Below are 19,206 nucleotides of genomic sequence, written 5' to 3'. Positions count from 1 at the left end.
CGCTCACAGGCCCTTCACTGCACGGCTGAAGATCTGCGCATACGCCTCGGCCGAATGACGAATCGGATTGGTGTGCGAGCAGCCGTCGGCAAATGCCATGCGTCCGACCCGCTCGGCGTCGCGATCGTCGATACCTATTTCGCCCAGCGTATGCGCAATGCCGATCTGCTCGCGTAGCGCCAGTAACCAGTCCATTACCCCGGTAAAACCGGGCGTGGGCAACCGCAGGTAAACCGCCAGATCATCCATTTGCTTCAGCAGCACCGAGCGATTGGCCTCCAGCACGTAGGGCAGCAGAATCGCGTTCAGTAAGCCATGATGCTGGTCGTAGAGCGCCCCAAGGCTCTGAGCAATCGCGTGTACGCCGCCCAGACCGCGCTGAAACGCGGCGGCACCCAGGCTGGAGGCCACCAGCATCTGCTGCCGCGCCTCCAGGTCCTGACCATCAGCAACAACCCGAGGCAAATATCCCTTGATCATCTGCATGCCCTTGACCGACACCGCTTCGGCCATCGGGTGCCAGGCCGGTGAACACCAGGATTCCATGCAGTGAGTCAAGGCGTCCGCACCCGTCGCGGCAGTCAGGTGCGTTGGCAGGTTCAGGGGCAGCGTGGCATCCAGAATCGCGATGCGCGGCATCATGCGAATGTGCAGGATGGTGCGCTTGACCTGTGCCTGTTCATCGGTAATCACCGACGCACGCCCCACTTCAGAGCCGGTGCCAGCCGTCGTCGGCAGCGCAACTACTGGCGCAATACCGTCTGGATCGGCGCGCAGGTGGTTCTGGCCGATGTCTTCGAAATCCCACAACGGGCGGGTCTGGCCTGACATCAGCGCCACCGCTTTGGCAGCGTCCAGCGCCGAGCCGCCGCCAAACGCGATGACGCCGTCGTAGCCACCGGTTCTGTAGGCGTGCAGGCCCTCGGCGACGTTGGTGCCGGTGGGGTTACCCTTGACTCGGTCAAACAGGCCGCAATGGCCTAATTGGCTGCGGCAATCCTCCACGGCGCTGGCGATCATATCGGTGCTGCCGAGAAAGCTGTCGGTAATCAGTAACGGCCGTTTTATGCCGGTCTTCCGGCAGGCGTCGACCAGTTCATTGACGCGTCCAGCGCCTGCACGGATTGAAGTCGGGTAGTGCCAGTCGTTGCTGTGCATGTACGTAGTCCCTTGCAGGTTATTTCAGTAAAAGAAGTTGGCGGGCAGCAAACCGATCAGCAGGCGCAGACCGAAGGCGATCATGAAAAGACCGGTGACGATATCGATGGCCTTTTTCATCCGTTGATAGCGCACCTGCACGGCAGGGATCGAAAACAACGTGGCCAGCAGCACGAACCAGGAAATTGCCAGCACCGCGATGATCGATACACCCGCAGTGCGCACCCACATCGGCATGCCCGGCGTGGTCACGGTGGTGAACACGCTGGTGTAGAACGCCAACGCCTTGGGATTGGTCAGGTTAGTCAGCAGGCCAAACCGATAGGCGCGGCTCAGGCTACCGATGCCCAGCGCACCGATGTCCCTCGGTTTGGGCTGGCTGCCAGCACTGCGCAGGCTCTTGGCGCCGAGCCATGTCAGGTAAGCGCCGCCCAGCAATTGCAACGCCGGCTGCAGCCACGGCAACTGCTGAAACACAAGCCCTAACCCGGTGGCTGCCAGCAAGGCCCAGAGAATGCTGCCCGAGGCGACCCCCAGCCCGGCACAAATGCCCTGCTGCCGTGACTGGCTGAACGAGAGCTGGGTGATTACCAGGAAGTTCGGGCCGGGACTGATGATCAGCACGATGAACGCCCCCGCCAGCGCGGTCAGTAAAGTGACTTCATACATATCAGTAATTCCTTTTTAATTAATAAGTTAAACAGCTTTATTAAACTTGAATGTGATGCTACTTGAAGTGTGCTTTCCCAGCGTCTCCAGGCATGACTCGACCGCCCTGCGCGCTTCGATCAGTGCATGGCAGGTCGGGTCAGGCGTGGGCACGTAGTGGTTGTAAAAGGTGCAGCCTTCTACGGCCGGCCCCAGAACCCAGAGCCGCTGCTGCACAGAACCATCGCGGCCAATGGCACGAGCAGACTCATCGGTTTCAATACCGTCGGCAGGCCAGGCGTGCGCAGCGCGAATCAGCCCTTGCTCGTACAAATCACTGATCAGCCCCGGGCCATTGCCCGACAGACCGCCGTGGGCGACCCGCGCGCCAATCATGCTGTCGGGGCGAAAATCGGCCCTTTGCACATCGTCCATCGGCGGCAGGATCGTCACGACGCCAGCCTCGATCAGCGCCAGCAGATCTTCCTGGCGCTCCTTTTGCGGCCCGCCGACCAGCCGGTTGCTCAACCCGGCCCATGTGCCATAAAACTCCAGGGTCGACGATTCAGTCAGGCCGTTGCGATCTGCGATCAGGCGCAACAGGTCGCGATAATCTCGCCAGACCTCCAGTGCCTGGCAGATCGGACTGCCTGCCGTGCCCAGGCGACTCAGCGCCAGGTCCCGTTTGATCCAGTCGACGAACCATTGGCCATACGCGCCTTGCGCACCCGACCAGCGTTGGGTCAACAGCCATTGCTCAGGGTCAAATTCACCCCACAGCTCGGCCAGCCGCTCAAACGCTGCCGGTGTGGCGGTTGACTCGCTCAGCAGACGCTGCACCGATGCCAACTGCGCTGGCGCATCGAGCCGGACCCTGGCCTGATAAAATACGGCGCGCATTTCATCCTTGATCAGCGGCAGCACATCGGCCCGAAAGTCGAGTTGCCCGCCCTCCTTTTGCTCGCGCAAACGGGCTATGGCGGCAGCGGTGAAGAACAGCCTCGGCAAGGGGGGCTGGCTGCAGGCATTCCATTGCGGCCGTGCATGAAACGGCAGCCCTGTGCGCGAGTACAGGAACACCTTGGGCTCGCGGCCGGACGGCAGATATCTCCAACCTGCAAAGCCTCCATCCCGCACGTAGCGCCCGCCGCGCCCTTGAGTCAGGCGGGCCAGTGTGTCCATCGCGGTCAGTCCCAGTCCCTCAATGGCCACCGTATCGCCGACCTCCAGTTGCACGCCGGTTTTAAAGGCATGCCCGCTGGTGAGGAACACGGCATCGACATCCATCTCCTGACTTCGGGTGTGCAACCTGAAGCCGGGGGCTTCCAATAGCGGCCCACAGGTCATGACCTGCTCGGCGTGATAGCGCACCTGCACATGCGCCGGGCAGCACTGCAGGAGCAGGCGATAGCTGTCCTGCAAGTAGCGCCCGAGCAATGCACGCGGCAAAAAGTCGCCAAACGCCACCGCTCTGCCCTGCCCGTCCGTGCTGACATGGCCGCGCTCGTCAAGGCGCACATCCTGGCTGAGGCACCATTGCAGAAAGGTCGGACCCGGCGGCGCACACGCCGGGAATGCGGAAGAAAACGCGGATAACTGGCCGGCCATGGTGTTGAGCATCAGGTAATCCGCCTGCTGCGCATGGTGCAGCCCGCTGCCGGGCGGTTGCGGGTCGAACACTTCGATATTCAGCGACGGCCGACCGGCATGGCGACTCAGGCCGATCAGCTGCTCCAGAACGCTCAAACCACGCGAGCCCAGGCCGATAATCGCGACGGTATGTGTCTGCATGGCCATCACCAGCGCTTCGACTCAAAGAAGAACGTCGGCACCGGCAACGCACTGCCTTCGGCTACTGCCTGGCGATACACGCGCTGGCCTACGGCAAGGTCCAGTACGCCGAGACCGAATGGCGAGAAGATCGAGGCTCGATCCGGGCTCAGTTCCACCTGCCCGGTCATCAGTTGCGCCAGCGTCCCGGTGATGAACGATCGGTCCTGATACTGCTGCACGGCGAGATCAGGAGAAGTCTGAGCCTTGAGGCAGTGCTCAACGTCATCAAGAATGTTATTGGCCTGCGCAATGACGTCCGGGCCCAGGTCACGCAACGAAATGTTCAGCAGCAGTTGCCCTGGCCGAAGCAGTGGTTCCAGCACATAAGGGCGCGGCGCGGTGGTAGCGAACACCACCACATCAGCCTGCAAGGCGGTCGGCAAGTCGCTGGGCTGGCTGTTCAACTGATGTCGACTGGCGGCATGCCGGACCAACGCCAATGCCGAGTCGTCGTGTTGATCGAAGACGGTTATTGCGTCCATCGTCCAGCCATCGCTGACGAACATGTCGAGGATGGTTCGGGCGATGAAACCGGCACCGATGAACGCCATTCGTCCGACGTGGCGCTGATGGCGGTTCATCCAGCGCGCACCGAGCACCGCCGAGGCCGCCGTGCGCATGGCGCTGATGCGTGAGGCTTCCAGACAGGCAAACGCATAGCCGGTGAGCGGGTCATTGAGGATCAGCACAGCCGAGGCGCGTTGCAGGCCCATTTCGATATTGCCCGGAAAACTGGATATCCATTTGATGCCACTGACTGCCTGCTCGCCGGACAGGCTGGCGGGCAAGGCAATGATCCGATTGGCCGGTGCCTCGGGAAAACGCAGAAAGTAACTGTCGGGGTTGATCGTGCGCCCGGCCTCGTGGGCCAGATAAGCTGCCTGCACATCCTCGATGCAAGCCAGCGGATCAGCCGCCAGCAGGCGCGCGACCACTTCGCCATCGACCACATGAAACGCCGCCTGCTTCAGGCGCTCGGCAGCCAGCCAGAAGGTTGAACACTGCTCCTGCGCAAGCGCACCTGCACCCGAAGGCGCTGTCGCCGACCCACCGCTTTCGCGAGCAAGCTCGCTCCCACAAGGGCTTGCGCACGTGCATACAACAGATTCACACACATCCTGTGGGAGCGAGCTTGCTCGCGAAGGCGTTTTCACGCTTCCCGGAAATGTTGCAGCCTCTGGTGAGGAAAGATCCGCCAGGGTCATGTTCAGCACTTCACGGCCAAAACGCTGCTCGACCCACTGGTCATCGTAGAGGGTGTCCAGATAGCGCTCGCCCCAGTCTGGCGACAATGCCACGACCACCGAACCCGGCTCGATGCGCTCGCGCCAGGCATGTACCGCGGCGATCACCGTCGCGGTGGACCCGCCAACCAGCAAGCCCTTGCTGCGCGCCAGAATGCGACACATGGCGACGGTACGGGATTCCGGAACCATCTCCAGCGCGTAAATACCATCAGCCTTGAAGATCGGCGGATGCTGGCTGGTACCCAGCCCCGGTATGAAGCGACGGCTGGCCGGAGTGCCAAAGGTCACCGAACCGACGCTGTCGACGGCAATGATTCTGGTGCTCGGGTGATGCCGCTGAAAATGCTGGACACAACCCATCAGCGTGCCGGTGGTCCCGGCACCGACGAACAGATAGTCGACATGACCAAAGTGCTGGCTGATCGAGCGTGCCGTAGTCCGGGCGTGAGCACGCGGGTTGGCCGCATTCTCGTATTGATTGAGCCAGACGTATCGCGGGTCGCTGGCGAGCTTTTCCCGGATCAGCGCAATGCGTGTTCCCAGAAACCCGCCGTTGGCGTCCGGGGCCTGAACCTGAATCACCTCGGCGCCATAGCTGCGCATCATGCGGACGTTATGGCTGGAGCTGTTGGGGTCAACCACGCAGGTAAAGGGTATCGCCCGCTCAGCGCAGATCATCGCCAGCGCCACGCCAAGGTTGCCCGACGAAGATTCGATCAGAATCGTGTCAGGGCCCAGCAAACCCCGACTCTGAAGGTCATTGATCAGGCCTACGGCGGTTTTGAGCTTGATCGAGCCAGCCGGGTTGAGTGATTCCATTTTCAGGAAAAAGTCTGCGCCCAGGCCAGACACCTTGAGGAAGGTCTGATCGTGAACGATGTCGCAAATAGAGTCGTACATAAGGGTCACTTCCACTGTGCCAGCAAAGGTTCGGCTGCCGGTTCTACCGCCCGCTCAAGCGCATTGGCGATACGCTCGGCGCGTAGCGCCATCAGCGAGAACGACTGGCTGTCGCTGATTCCGTGACTGCGTTCGGAAAGACCGTTGACCCAGATATTCACGTCGCACTCGCCCTGCATGGCGACGCGGTAATCCCGATCAATCAGCAGGCCGCCATCCAGATCGGCCTTGAGCCATGGCTGCAAACCACTCAATAACGGCGGTATCAGGTACTGCTGATAACCGGTGCCGAGCACAACGGCATCGACTTCCAGCACCTGGGTGCGCTGGCTGAAGGTGTCGGTCAACTCGATCCGGTAGCCCTCGGCGCTGTGCTCGATGGCACTGATCAGGCTGTAGGCATGGGTCTGCAGACGCTTGCGTCCGGCGATGGAGTCCTCGTAGATCAGCGAAAACAGCTTCTGACTTTCATCCGGGTCGATCCCGGCGTAGTTGGTCGAACGGCTCCAGTTGAGAAAGCGCTGCCGCGCTGCGGAGCTCAGGCTATGGAAGTAATCAACGTGATCCGGGGCAAACACCCGGTTGGGGAACTGCCCCAGTTGAGTGAGCTTGAAACCGGCAGAGCGATGCACTGACTGCACTTCGATAGCAGGATCGCGGCTGACCAGTTCCAGCACCGACTCACTGGCGCTCTGCCCCGAGCCCAGCACCAGCCAGCGCTTGGGCAAGTGTTCGCCAAAGGCTTGCAGGCGGGTCAGAAACTGCGACGTGTGAAACAGCGTCGGGCCAAGCAGCGCCTCGAACGCGTGTGGAATGCGCGGTGCGCTGCCGCTGGACAGCACGACATTGCGCGTCGTGAAGCAGGTTTGCGGCGTGCAGACCCGTACTTCGTGCAAACGACCGTTGCGCAGCACAGGGTCAATCCCGGTGACCGGCGTGTTGAAGCAGGTCTGGCTGTCCACTTGCCTGGAAACCCAGGCCAGATAATCCGACCATTCATGGCGACTGGCGGGACGGCCCAGCAGGCCGAAATCGAACATCCGCCCCTGTTCCTTGAGGTACATGGCGAAGGAAAAGCGGCTGCGCGGGTTGCGCGGCGTCACCAGGTCGCGAAATACGTGATGGTTGATGTCAGTCCCGGCCAGCAACAGTTCGCGGTGCCATTGGCTGTCTTGCGCAGCTTCCAGATAGCGGATGGACAGCGCGCCGAGCGGTTCATTGGCCTCCCGTGCGTCTTCAAAAGCACAGGCCAGCGCGATGCCGGCTGGACCAAAGCCGATACAGACGGCGTCCGAGTGCAACGTGTGTGGTGTCGAGTTACCCATGAAGTTCCTGTCCTTAGAGTTGGCGTGAAGCGATGTTCTTGGTTTTTCTTGCGGCTATCGGGTGACGGGGGTCAGTCCTGTGGGGCCCGGGGTCCAGACGCAGGTCATCGCGCCTGGCAGCTCGCCCCGATCAAAGCTGACTGCGCCCAGCGGTGTGTTGAAGGTGGTGTGCTGCAACGCATTCAGCAGTTGCCCGGCGTAAAGACGGCCGTTGGCCAGTTCGGCCAGCACGTAAAGCATCAGCAGGCTTTCGCGAAAGTAGGTGTGTGGCTCGGCAGCGAAAAACGTTTGGTGCAGCGCGCTGGCATGGCAGCCATTTCCTGGGTGGTCAGGAGTCCCGAAACCGATGACGAACGTCTTGCCACGCTGGTCCTCTGCGCAGCCCAGATACGGCGAGGCAGCGTCGTCAGTCAGCACCAGCGGGCGGTTACTCCCGGCCTGTCGTCGCGCCTGCCAGTGTTCACGACTGGGCTTGAGGCGGCCGGCAAATACCTCGACATCGGCGTGCTCAGGCTCTTCGACGCGCAGCAATCCGGCGCGTACCAGCGCTTCGCAGATAGCAACGCACAAGGCCTGACCGTGAGCGCTGTCATCAGACTGGACATGCACGCGGTGCCATTGACGGCTCGCCAGCCAGTTCACCAGGTCCCCCGCCAGTTGCCGGTCCGAAGGGCAAAAGCGAAAGACGTTGGGATGCGCAAGCGTCAGGCAATCTATCGTTGCTGCCGGTGTCAGCAGCGCGATACCGGCTTGCCGATACAGCGCGGCGGCGCTGACGGCTGCGTCCGAAGAGAAATGGCCGATGACCAGATCGGCTTTCCAGTCGATCATTTGCCGCGCCACTTCGGCCCCGCGAACGGCGTTGGCTCCGTCGTCGAGAAAGTGCCATTGCACCCGCGCAAGCCCCGGTACGCAATTGCGCGCCACGGCCAGCGCCCTCATGAAGGTCCGCGCGTGCGGCGTGTCGTGGGGGTCGAACAGTGCGCTGACCCCGACCCGCAGCCCCGGCACAGGTGACGCGAGCGGTGTCATGGCTGTATCCCCGCCAGACTGGCAGCGGGCATGTGTCGGCGTGGCGACAATGCCGACCAGNACCAGCCGAGGCTCGGCCGGTCCTTTCCTGCCAGATGACTGCGCAGTTGCTCGAAAGCGATACCGGCAACACCAGGAGCAAACTTGAACCCCAGTCCCGACATGCCTGCGGCCAGATAAACCGGGCTGTACTCGGCGCAGAAACCCAGCAGCGGACGACCGTCGGCGCTGTAACTGTCGAAACCCGGCAGCACATCCAGCACACGTGGGTGGGTTGCCGAACCGCACAGCCGGGCAATGCGCTTGCAGGCGTCTTCGGCATGCCGCGCATCAGGCTGTGCCAGATGCTCTGGCCAGAGGCTGTTATCGCGACTGCCGCAGCCGGTCTGCACGATATGGCGGGTCAGCGGTATAGCGTAGCTCTGAGTAACCGCATCGATCACCGGCATTGACCAATCGCTGTCAGTCAGTACCCGGGCAAAGGGAATAGAACGGGCTTCCAGCCCCGCCTGCGGCACCAGATGCTGACTCCAGGCACCCGCAGCCACCACTACGGCCCGACAACGCAATGTAGCGTCCCCCATGTCGATGTGTACGAGGTCCGCAGCACGACAGTCGATGGCTTTGATCTCGCGATGCTCCAGCAGCAAGCCTTGCTGACGAACCACGTGGCACAGCGCAGCGACAGCCTGACGTACATTGCCGACGCAGGCACGAGGTTCGAACAGGTTGACCCGCTCAACTGCCGGGCAGTGCGGATAGCGACCGCCATCGAGTTCACGGCCCGCCAGCAGACGCATCGGGTAGCGCTCGCTACCGTGCTGCTCGATAGCCCGGCACAGATTATCCAGCTGGTCCATGGCGGTCCGGTAGATCACCCCGGTACGTCGCAGTGCGCTTGCGTAAGTGGTCGCGAAAATGCCGTCGTCTATCAGGCTGATGGACCACGCCGCAAGCTCCATCAGCAATGGATCGCTGTCGTACAGGCGAACCAGTCCGCCGGAATAACCGCTCGCCCCCAGACTGCCGGCTGCGCCCTTATCGATCAGAGCGACCGACACACCTGCGCTGCACAGCTTCGCCGCGATACTGGCGCCGGTAATCCCGGCGCCGATGACCGCTATCTCGTAATCGATGAACATGTGGTGCATCCGTTCAGATGGAGTATTCAGCGGCCGAGCCGTTCATGAGCGTGGCGTTGACCCGGGCTTCGGGCAGTCCGAATGCGGTCATGATCTGCGCTGACATTTCCGGAATCAGCGCCTTGCCAGCCACTGCGATGAACGCCGCCAGATGGCTGACGGGCCGACCTTCGGCCAGACGTGCGCGAGCAATGGCGATGACGTCGAGCAGCACCTGAGCCATGCCCTTCATAGAGAACTGCGCAGGCTCTGCAGCCCTGCTCCATTGCAGGCGTAACGCTTCCAACAGCCCGGCATCGGCCCCACAGATACCGCTCCACCAGTTGTCATCTCGATGCTTTCCAGCGTCCAGCAACGCGGGAAAAAATTCGTCGAATATCTGCTCCCGCCATGCGCGGAAATGCGTCAGACGAAAATCGCCTTCGCTTTGCTCGGGTGCGATGCTTGCCAGATACAGGCGCGCACTGTCGGCACAGGCTTCACGGGCCAGATCGCCGACCCAGATCGCATGATTGCGGCTGGTCGACAGGTTCAGGCCGTCCAGTTTCAGAAACTGATTGGGCATGAAGCGCTGGCGAACTTTGATATCGCGCAGCGCCGACAGCTGCGCCGGGTAGACGATGGCGTGGCTGAACACGCAGTCAAAACCAAGAAAATGCACCAGCGTGCCCTGTCCCGACTGCCAGTACTGACGGAACAGCTCCGGACGCCCGACACTGTCGGCATATTCACGAAATGCCGCCATATAGCCCGCCAGCCCCATGAACCAGGTGTGGACCCGGCACGAACCGTCGGCCTGCAGGTCAAGCCCGCCGTCGCCCGGACGGGTTACGCCCCAGTCATGCAAGTGCTCCAGCGTATCGCGCAACCAGTTGTCGAGCGGCTTGCGCCATTGCTGGCCCAACAGACGATCACGCAAGTGCGGCTTGAAATCAGCCAGCTTCAGAAATGCACGATGGGCCTTTTTCCATTGCGACGGCTGCCTGCACAATTTGCAGTGCAGACCGGTCATCAACTCGGCGTCAGGGGCCTGAGCGCAGTTCTCGCACTGGCTGGCATCAGACTCGGCCCCACAGTAATTGCAGTTGCCTCGGGCAAATGCCTCGTAGCCCCACACATCGCAATCAGGGCAGTACGGCTCGCTGGAATCGCGAAATTCGATCGAGCCCGCTTCACGCAACGCGTTGAACACCTCGCCAACCGCCTCGGCAAACCATGGGTTGTTGTGCGGACGCATCCAGTTGTCGGGCTTGATGTTGATCGCCGCCAGCGACGCTTCGATGCGGTCGGAATTACGCCCGGCCAGCTCGACCGGATCAACGCCCTGCTCCAGTCCTTTGCGCAGCATGTAGGACTGGTAATCGTCGGAATAGGACACCAGCACACAGTCGTGACCGCGCTGGCGCTGGACCCGGGTGAACACGTCAGCGGCCAGAAACGGGCCGGCGATATGACCTATGTGCAAATCGCCATTCGGGGTGGGCGGCGTGATGGTCACGATGTACTTACTCATCGAGGCACCCCGTGGTTTCGCTGTGCTGAGCCACGAAAGCATTCACGTAGTTCATGTCCCACCACACCACATAGAAGTGGAAGTCCTCGGCGGAATCATTGATGACGTAATGATTGGTGTGTTTCGGAATCGCGGCGATATCGCCCACGGCGAAATCCATCTGTTTTTCGCCGACCACCAGACGGGCGCTGCCCTTGATGGCAATGAAGATTTCCTGATCGATCTGGGTATGCGCTTCGCTGCTGGTGCCCGGACGGACCACGCACCAGCCGCCAGCGAACGGCATCGGGTAGCCTTCCCAAGGCAACAGACGACTGCCATCGAGCCCGTACTCGTGTACCAATGAGTCGAAGCGGGTTTTACGGTGTATATCGAACTTTTCCATGCTCAGTCCCGTACGTTTCAAGTCCGGTAAAGCATGAAATTGTTGCCAATTGTTGGCTATCCAATTGCCGGATAGCTCGGAGGTGAGAAATCGATTTTGCAGATGGCTGGCCACGCAAACACGTGTGGGTCATATGTTTTTTGGCAATGACGGGTATCAATAACGCTGATAATTGAATCAGGGGCGGCGGTGTTACCGTTGTCGGCGATGAACGAACATATCTCCCGGCCTCGCGAATCCGCGTCGCGAGGCCAGTGAATCTCTGCTCTGCTTCATCACTCCTTTGGTTAGATCTTTTAAGCCACCCCGCTTGTGCGAGGTGGCTTTTTTTTGCCTAAAGATCAAACCCGTCCACCACATTGCGGCGCTCGTTCTCGCTGCGCATGTCGTAGCTCGCGGTGGTCGAAATATGCGTGTGGTGCGCAAGTTTCTGGGCAATCGACAGATCGAACTCTTCGATCACCCTGGTTATGAACGACCGCAGAAAATCGTGGGGCATGATGTTCACCCCCACCTGCCGCCCGCGTTGCTTGGCGATGAAGTAAATAGCGTGTTTGGTGATTCTGTCGCGAGTGATATGGCTGCCGCGGCGAATCCGGTTGAACAGGAAAGGGTCATCGCCCTGCCCCGGCTGCAGGCACGAGCGGCGCAGTTCCAGCCAGTCGTTCAGCGCCTTGAACGCCCACTCGGGGGCATATTTGATCAACTGCTTGTTGCCTTTGCCCAGCACCCGCAGGCTGCGTTCGGCGAAATCGATCTGTGACAGGTCCAGCTTGACCGACTCGGACTTGCGCATTCCAGAGCCGTACAGAATCGCAATGATTGCGGCGTCGCGACGCCCTTGCGGCCTGGGGTCCGCAGCGCAGGCCTCCATCAATTCACGAATCAGCGTGCGGCGGATATTACGGCCCTTGGCCAGACGCGTACCGCTGACCGGTTTGATCGAGCGAATCTTCAATAATTGCTCGTGGCTGATCAGGTCGTGCCGCCAGGCCTCGTTCATCACACCGCGAATAGCGTTCACATACAGCGAAGTGGTGTTGGGCGCGTAGTCGTCTTCACGCAGCGTCGCGACCAGTGCGGTCACGTGGCCAGGCTGCAGGGTGTGCCAGGGAATGTCATGAATATCGACGTCAGCCATGCCCAGACGATCTGCCGCGTCCTGCAAAACGTAAGTCATGGTCAGGCGGCTTGAGGGTGCCAGGCGGTCGAGATAGAGGCGCAGCGGCTTGTTGACGTCGGGCAGCGAAGGCTGGCTGACAATGCGTGAGTCCTGATCGGTACAAGGGTCTTGCGGCATGTGGAACGACGCCTTTTCTGGTGCAAGCGCGCGAACAGCTGCGGCGCTCTTCATTCATATTCAGGCAGCCGACTTTAGCACGAGGGCCCTGGTGCGACACCTCTGGCGCGGCTCGTTCAGCTCAGCAGCTTCAGCCCAGCCGGCAATCATCGGTAACACCCTGCAGCTTGAACGACGCGCTGTCTGAGATAGCCTTGGCCGACTTTTCCGGCCCTCAAGGCAAGCACGTATCTTGATTCCGCCCCTCGTTAGCAAAGCACATGGCCGTCGCGACGCGGCTGCGCATTTCTGGTTGCTGGCCCATCAGGTCAGTCAGCGCAGCGAGGCCGAACGCCTGGCGAACATTCAGGCAGGCCTTGCGCATGGCTGGATCCGCGCGGTACGCGACGCGCTGGCCCTTGGCCCGCGGCAAATGGAGGCGCTGTTCAATGCATCAATTTCAACGCTGGAACGTCGCCAGCGCCAGAAACAGCCATTGGACCCCGTGGCTTCGGAGCGTCTGGACCGCCTCGCAATGATCGCCAGTCACATCCTTCGCGTGCTTGAAACACCCGAGCGCGCCGGTCGCTGGCTGGTGGCACCCAACGCAGCACTTGGCGGTTGCATCCCGTTGCAATTATGCGAAACCGGGCTCGGCACCGCCCGGATGCATCGCGCACTTGAACATGCGCAGTCAGGTGACAAGGGCGAACCCAGCGTTTTTTGACCGACTCAGCGCCCGGTGTCCACCACAACCCGGCCACGGATCTGACCCGCGATCAATTGCGGCGCGATGTCGATCACTTCACTCAAGCCAACTTCACGACTGATCAGCGGCAGCAGCGCCAAATCCAGGTCGCTCGCCAGCCTGGACCAGGCTTCCAGCCGGTCAGCGCGCGGGCGAGTAACGCTGTCGATACCAGCCAGAGTGACGCCGCGCAGAATGAACGGTGCAACCGAGCCCGGAAACTCCATACCCTGCGCCAGACCGCAGGCCGCGACTACGCCGCGATAACGAATACCGGCGCACACATTGGCCAGCGTATGACTACCTACAGAGTCGATTGCCGCCGCCCATTGCTCCTTGACCAAAGGTCGCCCCGGCTGCGACAGGGTCGCCCGGTCGACGACCTGCGCTGCGCCGAGTTGATGCAAATATTCGCTTTCCGAAACACGCCCGGTGGAGGCAATCACCCGATAGCCAAGCCTGGCAAGAATAGCGATGGCTAAACTGCCGACTCCCCCATTGGCACCGGTCACCAGCACATCACCGTGGTCGGGTGTCAAACCGTGCTTCTCAAGGGCCAGCACGCTGAGCATTGCGGTATAGCCCGCCGTGCCAATGGCCATCGCCTGCGCGGGCGTGAAAGCATCCGGCAATGGAATGAGCCATTCGCTCTTGAGCCGCGCCTTCTGTGCCAGACCGCCCCAGTGTCCTTCGCCAACACCCCAGCCATTGAGCAGAACCTTGTCGCCCACCTTGTACTCAGGCGTATCGCTGGCTTGCACCGCACCCGCCAGATCAATACCCGGCACCATTGGAAAGCTGCGCACAATAGGGCTTTGGCCGGTGATTGCCAGCGCATCCTTATAGTTCAGCGTGCTGTGCGACACGTTTATCGTCACGTCACCTGCAGGCAACTTTGCTTCGTCGATATCGGTCAGATTGACGCGATAACCTGCATCGTCCTTGTCGATAAAAATGCCCTTGAACATGTGCGCCTCCAATTTAGACTGATCGTCTTTAAATAGCCCTGAAGAAAAAGTCATTGCGGCAAACCACGAAGATAACCGGCAATGAACGTGTTCAGCGGTGTGTCGCTTTTGACCAGCCGGGCGCGGAGCACCGCCCCTTCCCAGCCGATCCAGAAAAACGCGGCCAATTCATCGCAATCTGCACTTCTAGCCAACTCACCATGCGCCTGCGCGGCCCTGAGGCAGCAGGCCAGCTTTGACTGCCAGTCCAGCAGCGTCTGCTCCAGTACGGCACGAAACCCCTCCGGCAACAGACCGACTTCCTGGCCCAGATTGCCGACCATGCAACCGCGTCGATAATCATGCCGCGCCATGCCGCTCTTGGCGCTTTGGACAAAGCCCATCAGTCGCTCCAGTGGCGAAAGCGCTTCGTCCAGCAGCCAGTGGTCCAACCGCTGTGCAAAATAGCGAGCGTATTCATCCAGTACCGCCCGGCCGAAGGCTTCCTTGCTGGTGAAGTAGTGATAGAACGAGCCTTTGGGAATGCCGATTTCCTTGAGGATGTAATCCAGCCCGGTGGCCGAGAAGCTTTGCTCGGTGAGCACTTCCAGACCGCGGCGCAACAGTGCCTCGCGGGTTTCGAGGTTGTCGCGGTCCACTTTCGGTGGCCGCCCGGGGCGTCTGGTTTTTACAGGTATTTGTGTCATGCAGTAATATTAGACCGATCGTTTTTTATGTCAACCTCGCCGCGCGGTCTATGTGTTGCGCCGGAAATGCCGTTTGCCATTCACGCTATTCTCGCGCTCAATGCCCTGTGCATGACTGCCCGAATACAAGCCGGAGAAACACATGAGCCAATGGCCGGACACCCGCATTATTGACCTGTTAACTATAGAGCTGCCGGTGCTGCAAGCGCCTATGGCCGGAGCCACCGGATCACAAATGGCCATTGCTGTCGCGAAGGCTGGCGGGCTGGCATCGCTGCCCTGCGCAATGCTGACCCCTGAGCAAATCGAACAGGAAGTCACCACCTTTCGGCAACACACCGGCAATCTGCCCCTGAACCTGAACTTCTTCTGCCATCAGGCTCCGGCCTACGATGCCGAACGCGCCGAGCATTGGAAACAGGCACTTAAACCCTATTACGAAGAGTTGGGGGCCGATTTCGATGCACCGACGCCCGTCTCCAACCGTGCCCCTTTCGACAGCGCCACCTGTGCTCTGGTCGAGCGCCTGAAGCCGGAGGTGGTGAGCTTCCACTTCGGCCTTCCCGAGCGAGCGCTACTGGAACGGGTCATAGCCACCGGGGCAAAGATCATTTCATCGGCGACCACGGTCGAGGAAGCCGTCTGGCTGGAGCAGCATGGCTGCGATGCGGTAATCGCCATGGGCTACGAAGCCGGTGGTCATCGGGGCCTGTTCCTCAGCGATCAACTGCACACTCAGGTCGGCACTCTGGCGCTGGTGCCGCAAATAGTGGACGCCGTGCGCATTCCGGTCATCGCTGCGGGTGGTATAGCAGATGGTCGCGGGGTTGCGGCGGCGTTTGTTCTGGGTGCCTCGGCGGTACAGGTAGGTACGGCGTATCTGTTCTGCCCTGAAGCCAGCGTCAGTGCACTGCATCGCCAGGCGCTGCACACTGCAACGGACAGCCAGACTGCGCTGACCAACCTCTTCACCGGGCGTCCGGCGCGCGGCATCGTCAACCGGATCATGCGCGAAGCTGGCCCCGTCAGCTCACTCGCCCCTGCGTTCCCTCTGGCAGGCGGTGCCTTGATGCCGTTGCGCGCACAAGCGGAAAAACAGGGCAGCAGTGACTTTACCAACCTCTGGGCAGGTCAGGCAGTTGGTATCAAACATCAGTTGGGTGCGACCGAACTGACTCGGCAACTGGCTAAAAACGCGCTGAAAATTCTCTCACCCCGGTAAAACAGTGCTTTCAGAACAACAGGCTATCGCTATATATTTAACTATATAGCGAAACGCCTTTATTTCGACGGCGTGCGTTTTCATCATCAAGGAGCTGTTCCATGCGAACGACCACGCTGCGCGCCATTCTCAAGTTCTCTGCCCTGGCCTTCGCCGTATCAGTTACAGCCAACGCGTTTGCCGACGAGGTGCAGGTCGCCGTCGCAGCCAATTTCACAGCGCCCATTCAGGCGATTGCCACTGACTTTGAGAAGGACACCGGCCACAAGCTTGTTGCCGCGTTTGGCGCTACCGGTCAGTTCTACACACAGATCAAGAATGGTGCCCCTTTCGAGGTGTTCCTGTCGGCCGACGACACCACCCCGGCAAAGCTTGAGCAGGAAGGCGACACCGTCAAGGGCTCGCGTTTCACGTATGCGGTGGGCACCCTGGCGCTGTGGTCGGCCAAGGACGGTTATGTAGACAGCAAGGGCGAAGTGCTCAAGGCCAATCAGTATCAACACTTGTCCATCGCCAACCCAAAAGCTGCCCCTTATGGTCTGGCAGCGACGCAAGTGCTGAGCAAACTGGGTCTGACCGACGCAACCAAAGCCAAGATCGTGGAGGGCCAGAGCATTACTCAGGCCTACCAGTTCGTTTCCACCGGCAATGCGGAACTTGGCTTTGTGGCCCTGTCGCAGATCTACAAGGACGGCAAACTGACCAGCGGGTCGGCCTGGATCGTGCCGGACGCCCTGCATGACCCGATCAAGCAAGACGCCGTCATCCTCAACAAGGGCAAGGACAACGCCGCTGCCAAGGCGCTGGTCGAGTACCTGAAAGGGCCGAAAGCCGCCGCCATCATCAAGTCCTTCGGATACCAGCTATAAATGCCACTGGGAAGTGCCGACATCGCGGCGATCTGGCTGACACTGAAGCTGGCGTCATTGACCACCGTCATCCTGTTGATCATCGGCACGCCCATCGCGCTGTGGCTGGCGCGCACTGATTCATGGCTCAAGGGGCCGATTGGCGCGGTCGTCGCCCTGCCCCTGGTTTTGCCGCCGACAGTCATCGGCTTTTATCTGCTGCTGTTGCTTGGCCCCAACGGAGCTGTGGGCCAGCTCACCCAGAGCCTGGGACTGGGCACGCTGACTTTCAGCTTTGCCGGACTGGTGATCGGCTCGGTCCTGTACTCGATGCCTTTCGTCGTCCAGCCGCTACAGAACGCGTTTGCAGCCATTGGCACCCGTCCGCTGGAGGTGGCAGCCACGTTGAGAGCGGGTCCATGGGACACGTTCTTCCGCGTGATTCTGCCGCTGGCAAAGCCTGGCTTTATCACTGGGGCGATTCTGGGATTCGCGCACACGGTCGGCGAGTTCGGCGTGGTGCTGATGATTGGCGGCAACATTCCCGAGAAAACCCGCGTGGTGTCGGTGCAGATTTTCGATCACGTCGAGTCCATGGAGTACCTGCAAGCACACTGGCTGGCCGGAGCGATGCTGGTGTTCTCCTTCCTGGTGCTGTTGGCGCTGTATTCCAGCGGTAAATCCAAATCAGGATGGAGCTGAGTCATGGCCTCACCGATAGAAGTCCGCCTGCACATGACCTACCCGGATTTCACCGTGCGTACCGACCTGACCCTGCCGGGGTCGGGCATCACAGCACTGTTCGGGCCTTCGGGCTCGGGCAAGACCACCTGCCTGCGCTGCATTGCCGGGCTGGAAAAAGCTGGCCAGGGCTTCATTCGTGTTCATGATGAAGTCTGGCAAGACACTGAAAAAGGCGCTTTCCTCGCTCCGCACAAACGGGCGATCGGCTATGTATTTCAGGAAGCCAGCCTGTTCCCGCACCTGTCCGTGCGGGCCAATCTGGAATTCGGCATGAAACGCATCCCGCGTCAGCAGCGCAACATTCAATTGCCGCAGGCCACTGAACTGCTCGGCATCGACCATCTGCTGGAGCGCAGTCCTGACAAGCTGTCCGGTGGGGAGCGTCAGCGCGTGGGCATTGCACGCGCACTGTTGACCAGCCCGCGCCTGATGCTGCTCGATGAACCTCTGGCAGCGCTGGACGCCAGGCGCAAAAGTGAAATCCTGCCGTACCTCGAACGCCTGCATCGAGAGCTGGACATCCCCATGCTGTATGTCAGCCACGCTCAGGATGAGGTTGCACGCCTGGCAGATCATCTGGTGCTGCTTGAAGCCGGCAACGTACTGGCCAGCGGCCCGATTCGCGAAACACTGGCGCGGCTGGACCTGCCACTGGCCATGGGCGGCGATGCGGGCGTGGTCATTGAAGGCACGGTCAGCGCCTATGATCGTCATTACCAGTTACTGAGTGTGACGCTGCCCGACAGCACATTGTGCATGCGCGTCGCACACGCCGAAATGCAGATCGGCACCCTTCTGCGCGTCAAGGTTCAGGCCCGGGATGTCAGCCTGAATCTGCAACCCGACGATCAAAGCAGCATTCTGAACCGCTTGCCGGTCACGGTGATGGAGGAAGCGCTGGCTGACAACTCGGCACATGTGCTGGTGAAACTGGACGCCGGGGGCACGCCTTTGCTCGCGCGCATCACGCGCTACTCCAGTGACCAGTTGAACCTGCACAGAGGCCAGTCGCTCTGGGCGCAGATCAAGGCGGTTGCCGTACTGGCCTGATGCCCTGAAAAACCGGTCAGTCAGCAAATAAACGGCACCACGGTAAAAGACCGAGGTCAGTGTTTTTAACTGACTTTGGAAATTAGCCATGCCTGACTCGACTGCCATCAGCCAGCCCGCCAGTGACCTGCATTATGTAGACGACACTCAGCAGGGCCTTACGCGCAAGGTACTGCGCGGCAAATTCGCCTACTTCAACATCGAGGGTAAACGCATCAAGGACGAGTCGGAGATCAAGCGCATCAACGCGCTGGCAGTCCCGCCCGCCTACACCGATGTGTGGATCTGTGCCGACCCGATGGGCCACCTGCAGGCTACCGGACGTGACGCACGCGGCCGCAAACAATACCGCTACCACCCGCGCTGGCGCGAGATACGCGACCAGGACAAATACTCGCGCCTGATAGAGTTTGAACCGCCCCGGGTTTCTCGGAGACTCCAACCTTTGAGAGGATGGAGCGATGAAAAAACTACCGAA

18 protein-coding genes are annotated in these 19,206 nt (G+C 60.7%); 6 read left to right on the top strand and 12 right to left on the bottom strand.

Annotated features, from left to right (window positions below):
* Nucleotides 1-3 precede the first annotated feature (3 nt).
* The 10 genes from AO277_RS16370 to AO277_RS16325 all read right to left on the bottom strand — a co-directional run bounded on the left by AO277_RS16370 (nt 4) and on the right by AO277_RS16325 (nt 12,483).
* Nucleotides 4-1,158 (bottom strand): iron-containing alcohol dehydrogenase, encoded by a 1,155-nt coding sequence (locus AO277_RS16370; protein WP_044318341.1) that lies wholly within the window; start codon nt 1,156-1,158, stop codon nt 4-6.
* A gap of 24 nt (nt 1,159-1,182) precedes the next feature.
* A complete protein-coding gene (locus AO277_RS16365) occupies nt 1,183-1,827 on the bottom strand; it encodes a LysE family transporter (protein WP_002553440.1) in 645 nt (214 codons plus the stop codon).
* Nucleotides 1,828-1,854: 27 nt separating this feature from the next.
* The gene (locus AO277_RS16360) at nt 1,855-3,603 is read right to left on the bottom strand and encodes an FAD/NAD(P)-binding protein (RefSeq protein WP_031596890.1); all 1,749 of its coding nucleotides are present in this window, start codon (nt 3,601-3,603) and stop codon (nt 1,855-1,857) included.
* Nucleotides 3,603-5,786 carry a 2,3-diaminopropionate biosynthesis protein SbnB gene (gene sbnB, locus AO277_RS16355; RefSeq protein ID WP_080899208.1) on the bottom strand — a complete coding sequence of 728 codons (2,184 nt, stop codon included), beginning with the start codon at nt 5,784-5,786 and terminating at the stop codon, nt 3,603-3,605. Before sbnB ends, AO277_RS16360 begins: the two co-directional genes overlap by 1 nt.
* A gap of 5 nt (nt 5,787-5,791) precedes the next feature.
* Complete coding sequence (locus tag AO277_RS16350; RefSeq protein WP_044318340.1) at nt 5,792-7,111, bottom strand: lysine N(6)-hydroxylase/L-ornithine N(5)-oxygenase family protein; 1,320 nt, start codon at nt 7,109-7,111, stop codon at nt 5,792-5,794.
* 54 nt (nt 7,112-7,165) lie between these two features.
* Nucleotides 7,166-8,143, bottom strand: coding sequence for an ABC transporter substrate-binding protein (locus AO277_RS16345; RefSeq protein ID WP_044318339.1), 978 nt, complete (start codon nt 8,141-8,143; stop codon nt 7,166-7,168).
* Nucleotides 8,140-9,285, bottom strand: coding sequence for an NAD(P)/FAD-dependent oxidoreductase (locus tag AO277_RS16340; RefSeq protein WP_099259076.1), 1,146 nt, complete (start codon nt 9,283-9,285; stop codon nt 8,140-8,142). Before AO277_RS16340 ends, AO277_RS16345 begins: the two co-directional genes overlap by 4 nt.
* Nucleotides 9,286-9,298: 13 nt before the next feature.
* Nucleotides 9,299-10,798 carry a methionine--tRNA ligase gene (locus AO277_RS16335; RefSeq protein ID WP_016981568.1) on the bottom strand — a complete coding sequence of 500 codons (1,500 nt, stop codon included), beginning with the start codon at nt 10,796-10,798 and terminating at the stop codon, nt 9,299-9,301.
* On the bottom strand, nt 10,791-11,183 hold the full coding sequence (locus AO277_RS16330; protein WP_044318338.1) for a cupin domain-containing protein: 393 nt from the start codon (nt 11,181-11,183) through the stop codon (nt 10,791-10,793). The genes AO277_RS16335 and AO277_RS16330 overlap by 8 nt, the downstream gene beginning before the upstream one ends.
* Nucleotides 11,184-11,517: 334 nt before the next feature.
* Entirely contained in the window at nt 11,518-12,483 is a 966-nt protein-coding gene (locus AO277_RS16325) for a site-specific integrase (protein ID WP_044318353.1), read from the bottom strand.
* A 232-nt stretch (nt 12,484-12,715) separates the two neighbouring features.
* Here AO277_RS16325 and AO277_RS16320 point away from each other — a divergent pair, with 232 nt between their 5' ends.
* The gene (locus AO277_RS16320) at nt 12,716-13,189 is read left to right on the top strand and encodes an Xre family toxin-antitoxin system antitoxin (RefSeq protein ID WP_044318337.1); all 474 of its coding nucleotides are present in this window, start codon (nt 12,716-12,718) and stop codon (nt 13,187-13,189) included.
* A gap of 5 nt (nt 13,190-13,194) precedes the next feature.
* Here AO277_RS16320 and acuI read toward each other — a convergent pair whose 3' ends face one another.
* Together acuI and acuR are read right to left on the bottom strand one after the other, a co-directional pair.
* A complete protein-coding gene (acuI, locus tag AO277_RS16315) occupies nt 13,195-14,178 on the bottom strand; it encodes an acrylyl-CoA reductase (NADPH) (protein ID WP_044318336.1) in 984 nt (327 codons plus the stop codon).
* A 50-nt stretch (nt 14,179-14,228) separates the two neighbouring features.
* Nucleotides 14,229-14,864: an acrylate utilization transcriptional regulator AcuR gene (gene acuR / locus AO277_RS16310; RefSeq protein ID WP_044318335.1), complete on the bottom strand. Its 636-nt coding sequence runs from the start codon at nt 14,862-14,864 to the stop codon at nt 14,229-14,231.
* A 142-nt stretch (nt 14,865-15,006) separates the two neighbouring features.
* Between acuR and AO277_RS16305 the strand changes: the two genes are divergently transcribed.
* The 5 genes from AO277_RS16305 to AO277_RS16285 form a co-directional block, all read left to right on the top strand.
* Nucleotides 15,007-16,086: an NAD(P)H-dependent flavin oxidoreductase gene (locus AO277_RS16305; protein WP_044318334.1), complete on the top strand. Its 1,080-nt coding sequence runs from the start codon at nt 15,007-15,009 to the stop codon at nt 16,084-16,086.
* A 101-nt stretch (nt 16,087-16,187) separates the two neighbouring features.
* The gene (gene modA / locus AO277_RS16300) at nt 16,188-16,955 is read left to right on the top strand and encodes a molybdate ABC transporter substrate-binding protein (RefSeq protein WP_004667651.1); all 768 of its coding nucleotides are present in this window, start codon (nt 16,188-16,190) and stop codon (nt 16,953-16,955) included.
* A complete protein-coding gene (gene modB / locus AO277_RS16295) occupies nt 16,956-17,636 on the top strand; it encodes a molybdate ABC transporter permease subunit (protein WP_004665281.1) in 681 nt (226 codons plus the stop codon). It begins immediately after the preceding gene.
* A gap of 3 nt (nt 17,637-17,639) precedes the next feature.
* The gene (gene modC, locus AO277_RS16290; protein WP_002553424.1) at nt 17,640-18,728 is read left to right on the top strand and encodes a molybdenum ABC transporter ATP-binding protein; all 1,089 of its coding nucleotides are present in this window, start codon (nt 17,640-17,642) and stop codon (nt 18,726-18,728) included.
* Between the two features lie 88 nt (nt 18,729-18,816).
* On the top strand, nt 18,817-19,206 hold a 390-nt coding region (locus tag AO277_RS16285), incomplete at its 3' end, for a DNA topoisomerase IB-related protein (protein WP_503434370.1).

The organism is Pseudomonas amygdali (genome assembly GCF_002699855.1).
Lineage (GTDB): Bacteria > Pseudomonadota > Gammaproteobacteria > Pseudomonadales > Pseudomonadaceae > Aquipseudomonas > Aquipseudomonas amygdali.
This window is presented reverse-complemented; position numbering and strand designations above follow the sequence as displayed.

Excerpts from the sequence above, each read along its gene's own strand:
- AO277_RS16370 (WP_044318341.1), bottom strand. The coding sequence starts at position 1,158 with ATGCACAGCAACGACTGGCACTACCCGACTTCAATCCGTGCAGGCGCT.
- AO277_RS16365 (WP_002553440.1), bottom strand. The coding sequence starts at position 1,827 with ATGTATGAAGTCACTTTACTGACCGCGCTGGCGGGGGCGTTCATCGTG.
- AO277_RS16360 (WP_031596890.1), bottom strand. The coding sequence starts at position 3,603 with ATGGCCATGCAGACACATACCGTCGCGATTATCGGCCTGGGCTCGCGT.
- sbnB (WP_080899208.1), bottom strand. The coding sequence starts at position 5,786 with ATGTACGACTCTATTTGCGACATCGTTCACGATCAGACCTTCCTCAAG.
- AO277_RS16350 (WP_044318340.1), bottom strand. The coding sequence starts at position 7,111 with ATGGGTAACTCGACACCACACACGTTGCACTCGGACGCCGTCTGTATC.
- AO277_RS16345 (WP_044318339.1), bottom strand. The coding sequence starts at position 8,143 with ATGACACCGCTCGCGTCACCTGTGCCGGGGCTGCGGGTCGGGGTCAGC.
- AO277_RS16335 (WP_016981568.1), bottom strand. The coding sequence starts at position 10,798 with ATGAGTAAGTACATCGTGACCATCACGCCGCCCACCCCGAATGGCGAT.
- AO277_RS16330 (WP_044318338.1), bottom strand. The coding sequence starts at position 11,183 with ATGGAAAAGTTCGATATACACCGTAAAACCCGCTTCGACTCATTGGTA.
- AO277_RS16325 (WP_044318353.1), bottom strand. The coding sequence starts at position 12,483 with ATGCCGCAAGACCCTTGTACCGATCAGGACTCACGCATTGTCAGCCAG.
- acuI (WP_044318336.1), bottom strand. The coding sequence starts at position 14,178 with ATGTTCAAGGGCATTTTTATCGACAAGGACGATGCAGGTTATCGCGTC.
- acuR (WP_044318335.1), bottom strand. The coding sequence starts at position 14,864 with ATGACACAAATACCTGTAAAAACCAGACGCCCCGGGCGGCCACCGAAA.
- AO277_RS16305 (WP_044318334.1), top strand. The coding sequence starts at position 15,007 with ATGAGCCAATGGCCGGACACCCGCATTATTGACCTGTTAACTATAGAG.
- modA (WP_004667651.1), top strand. The coding sequence starts at position 16,188 with ATGCGAACGACCACGCTGCGCGCCATTCTCAAGTTCTCTGCCCTGGCC.
- modB (WP_004665281.1), top strand. The coding sequence starts at position 16,956 with ATGCCACTGGGAAGTGCCGACATCGCGGCGATCTGGCTGACACTGAAG.
- modC (WP_002553424.1), top strand. The coding sequence starts at position 17,640 with ATGGCCTCACCGATAGAAGTCCGCCTGCACATGACCTACCCGGATTTC.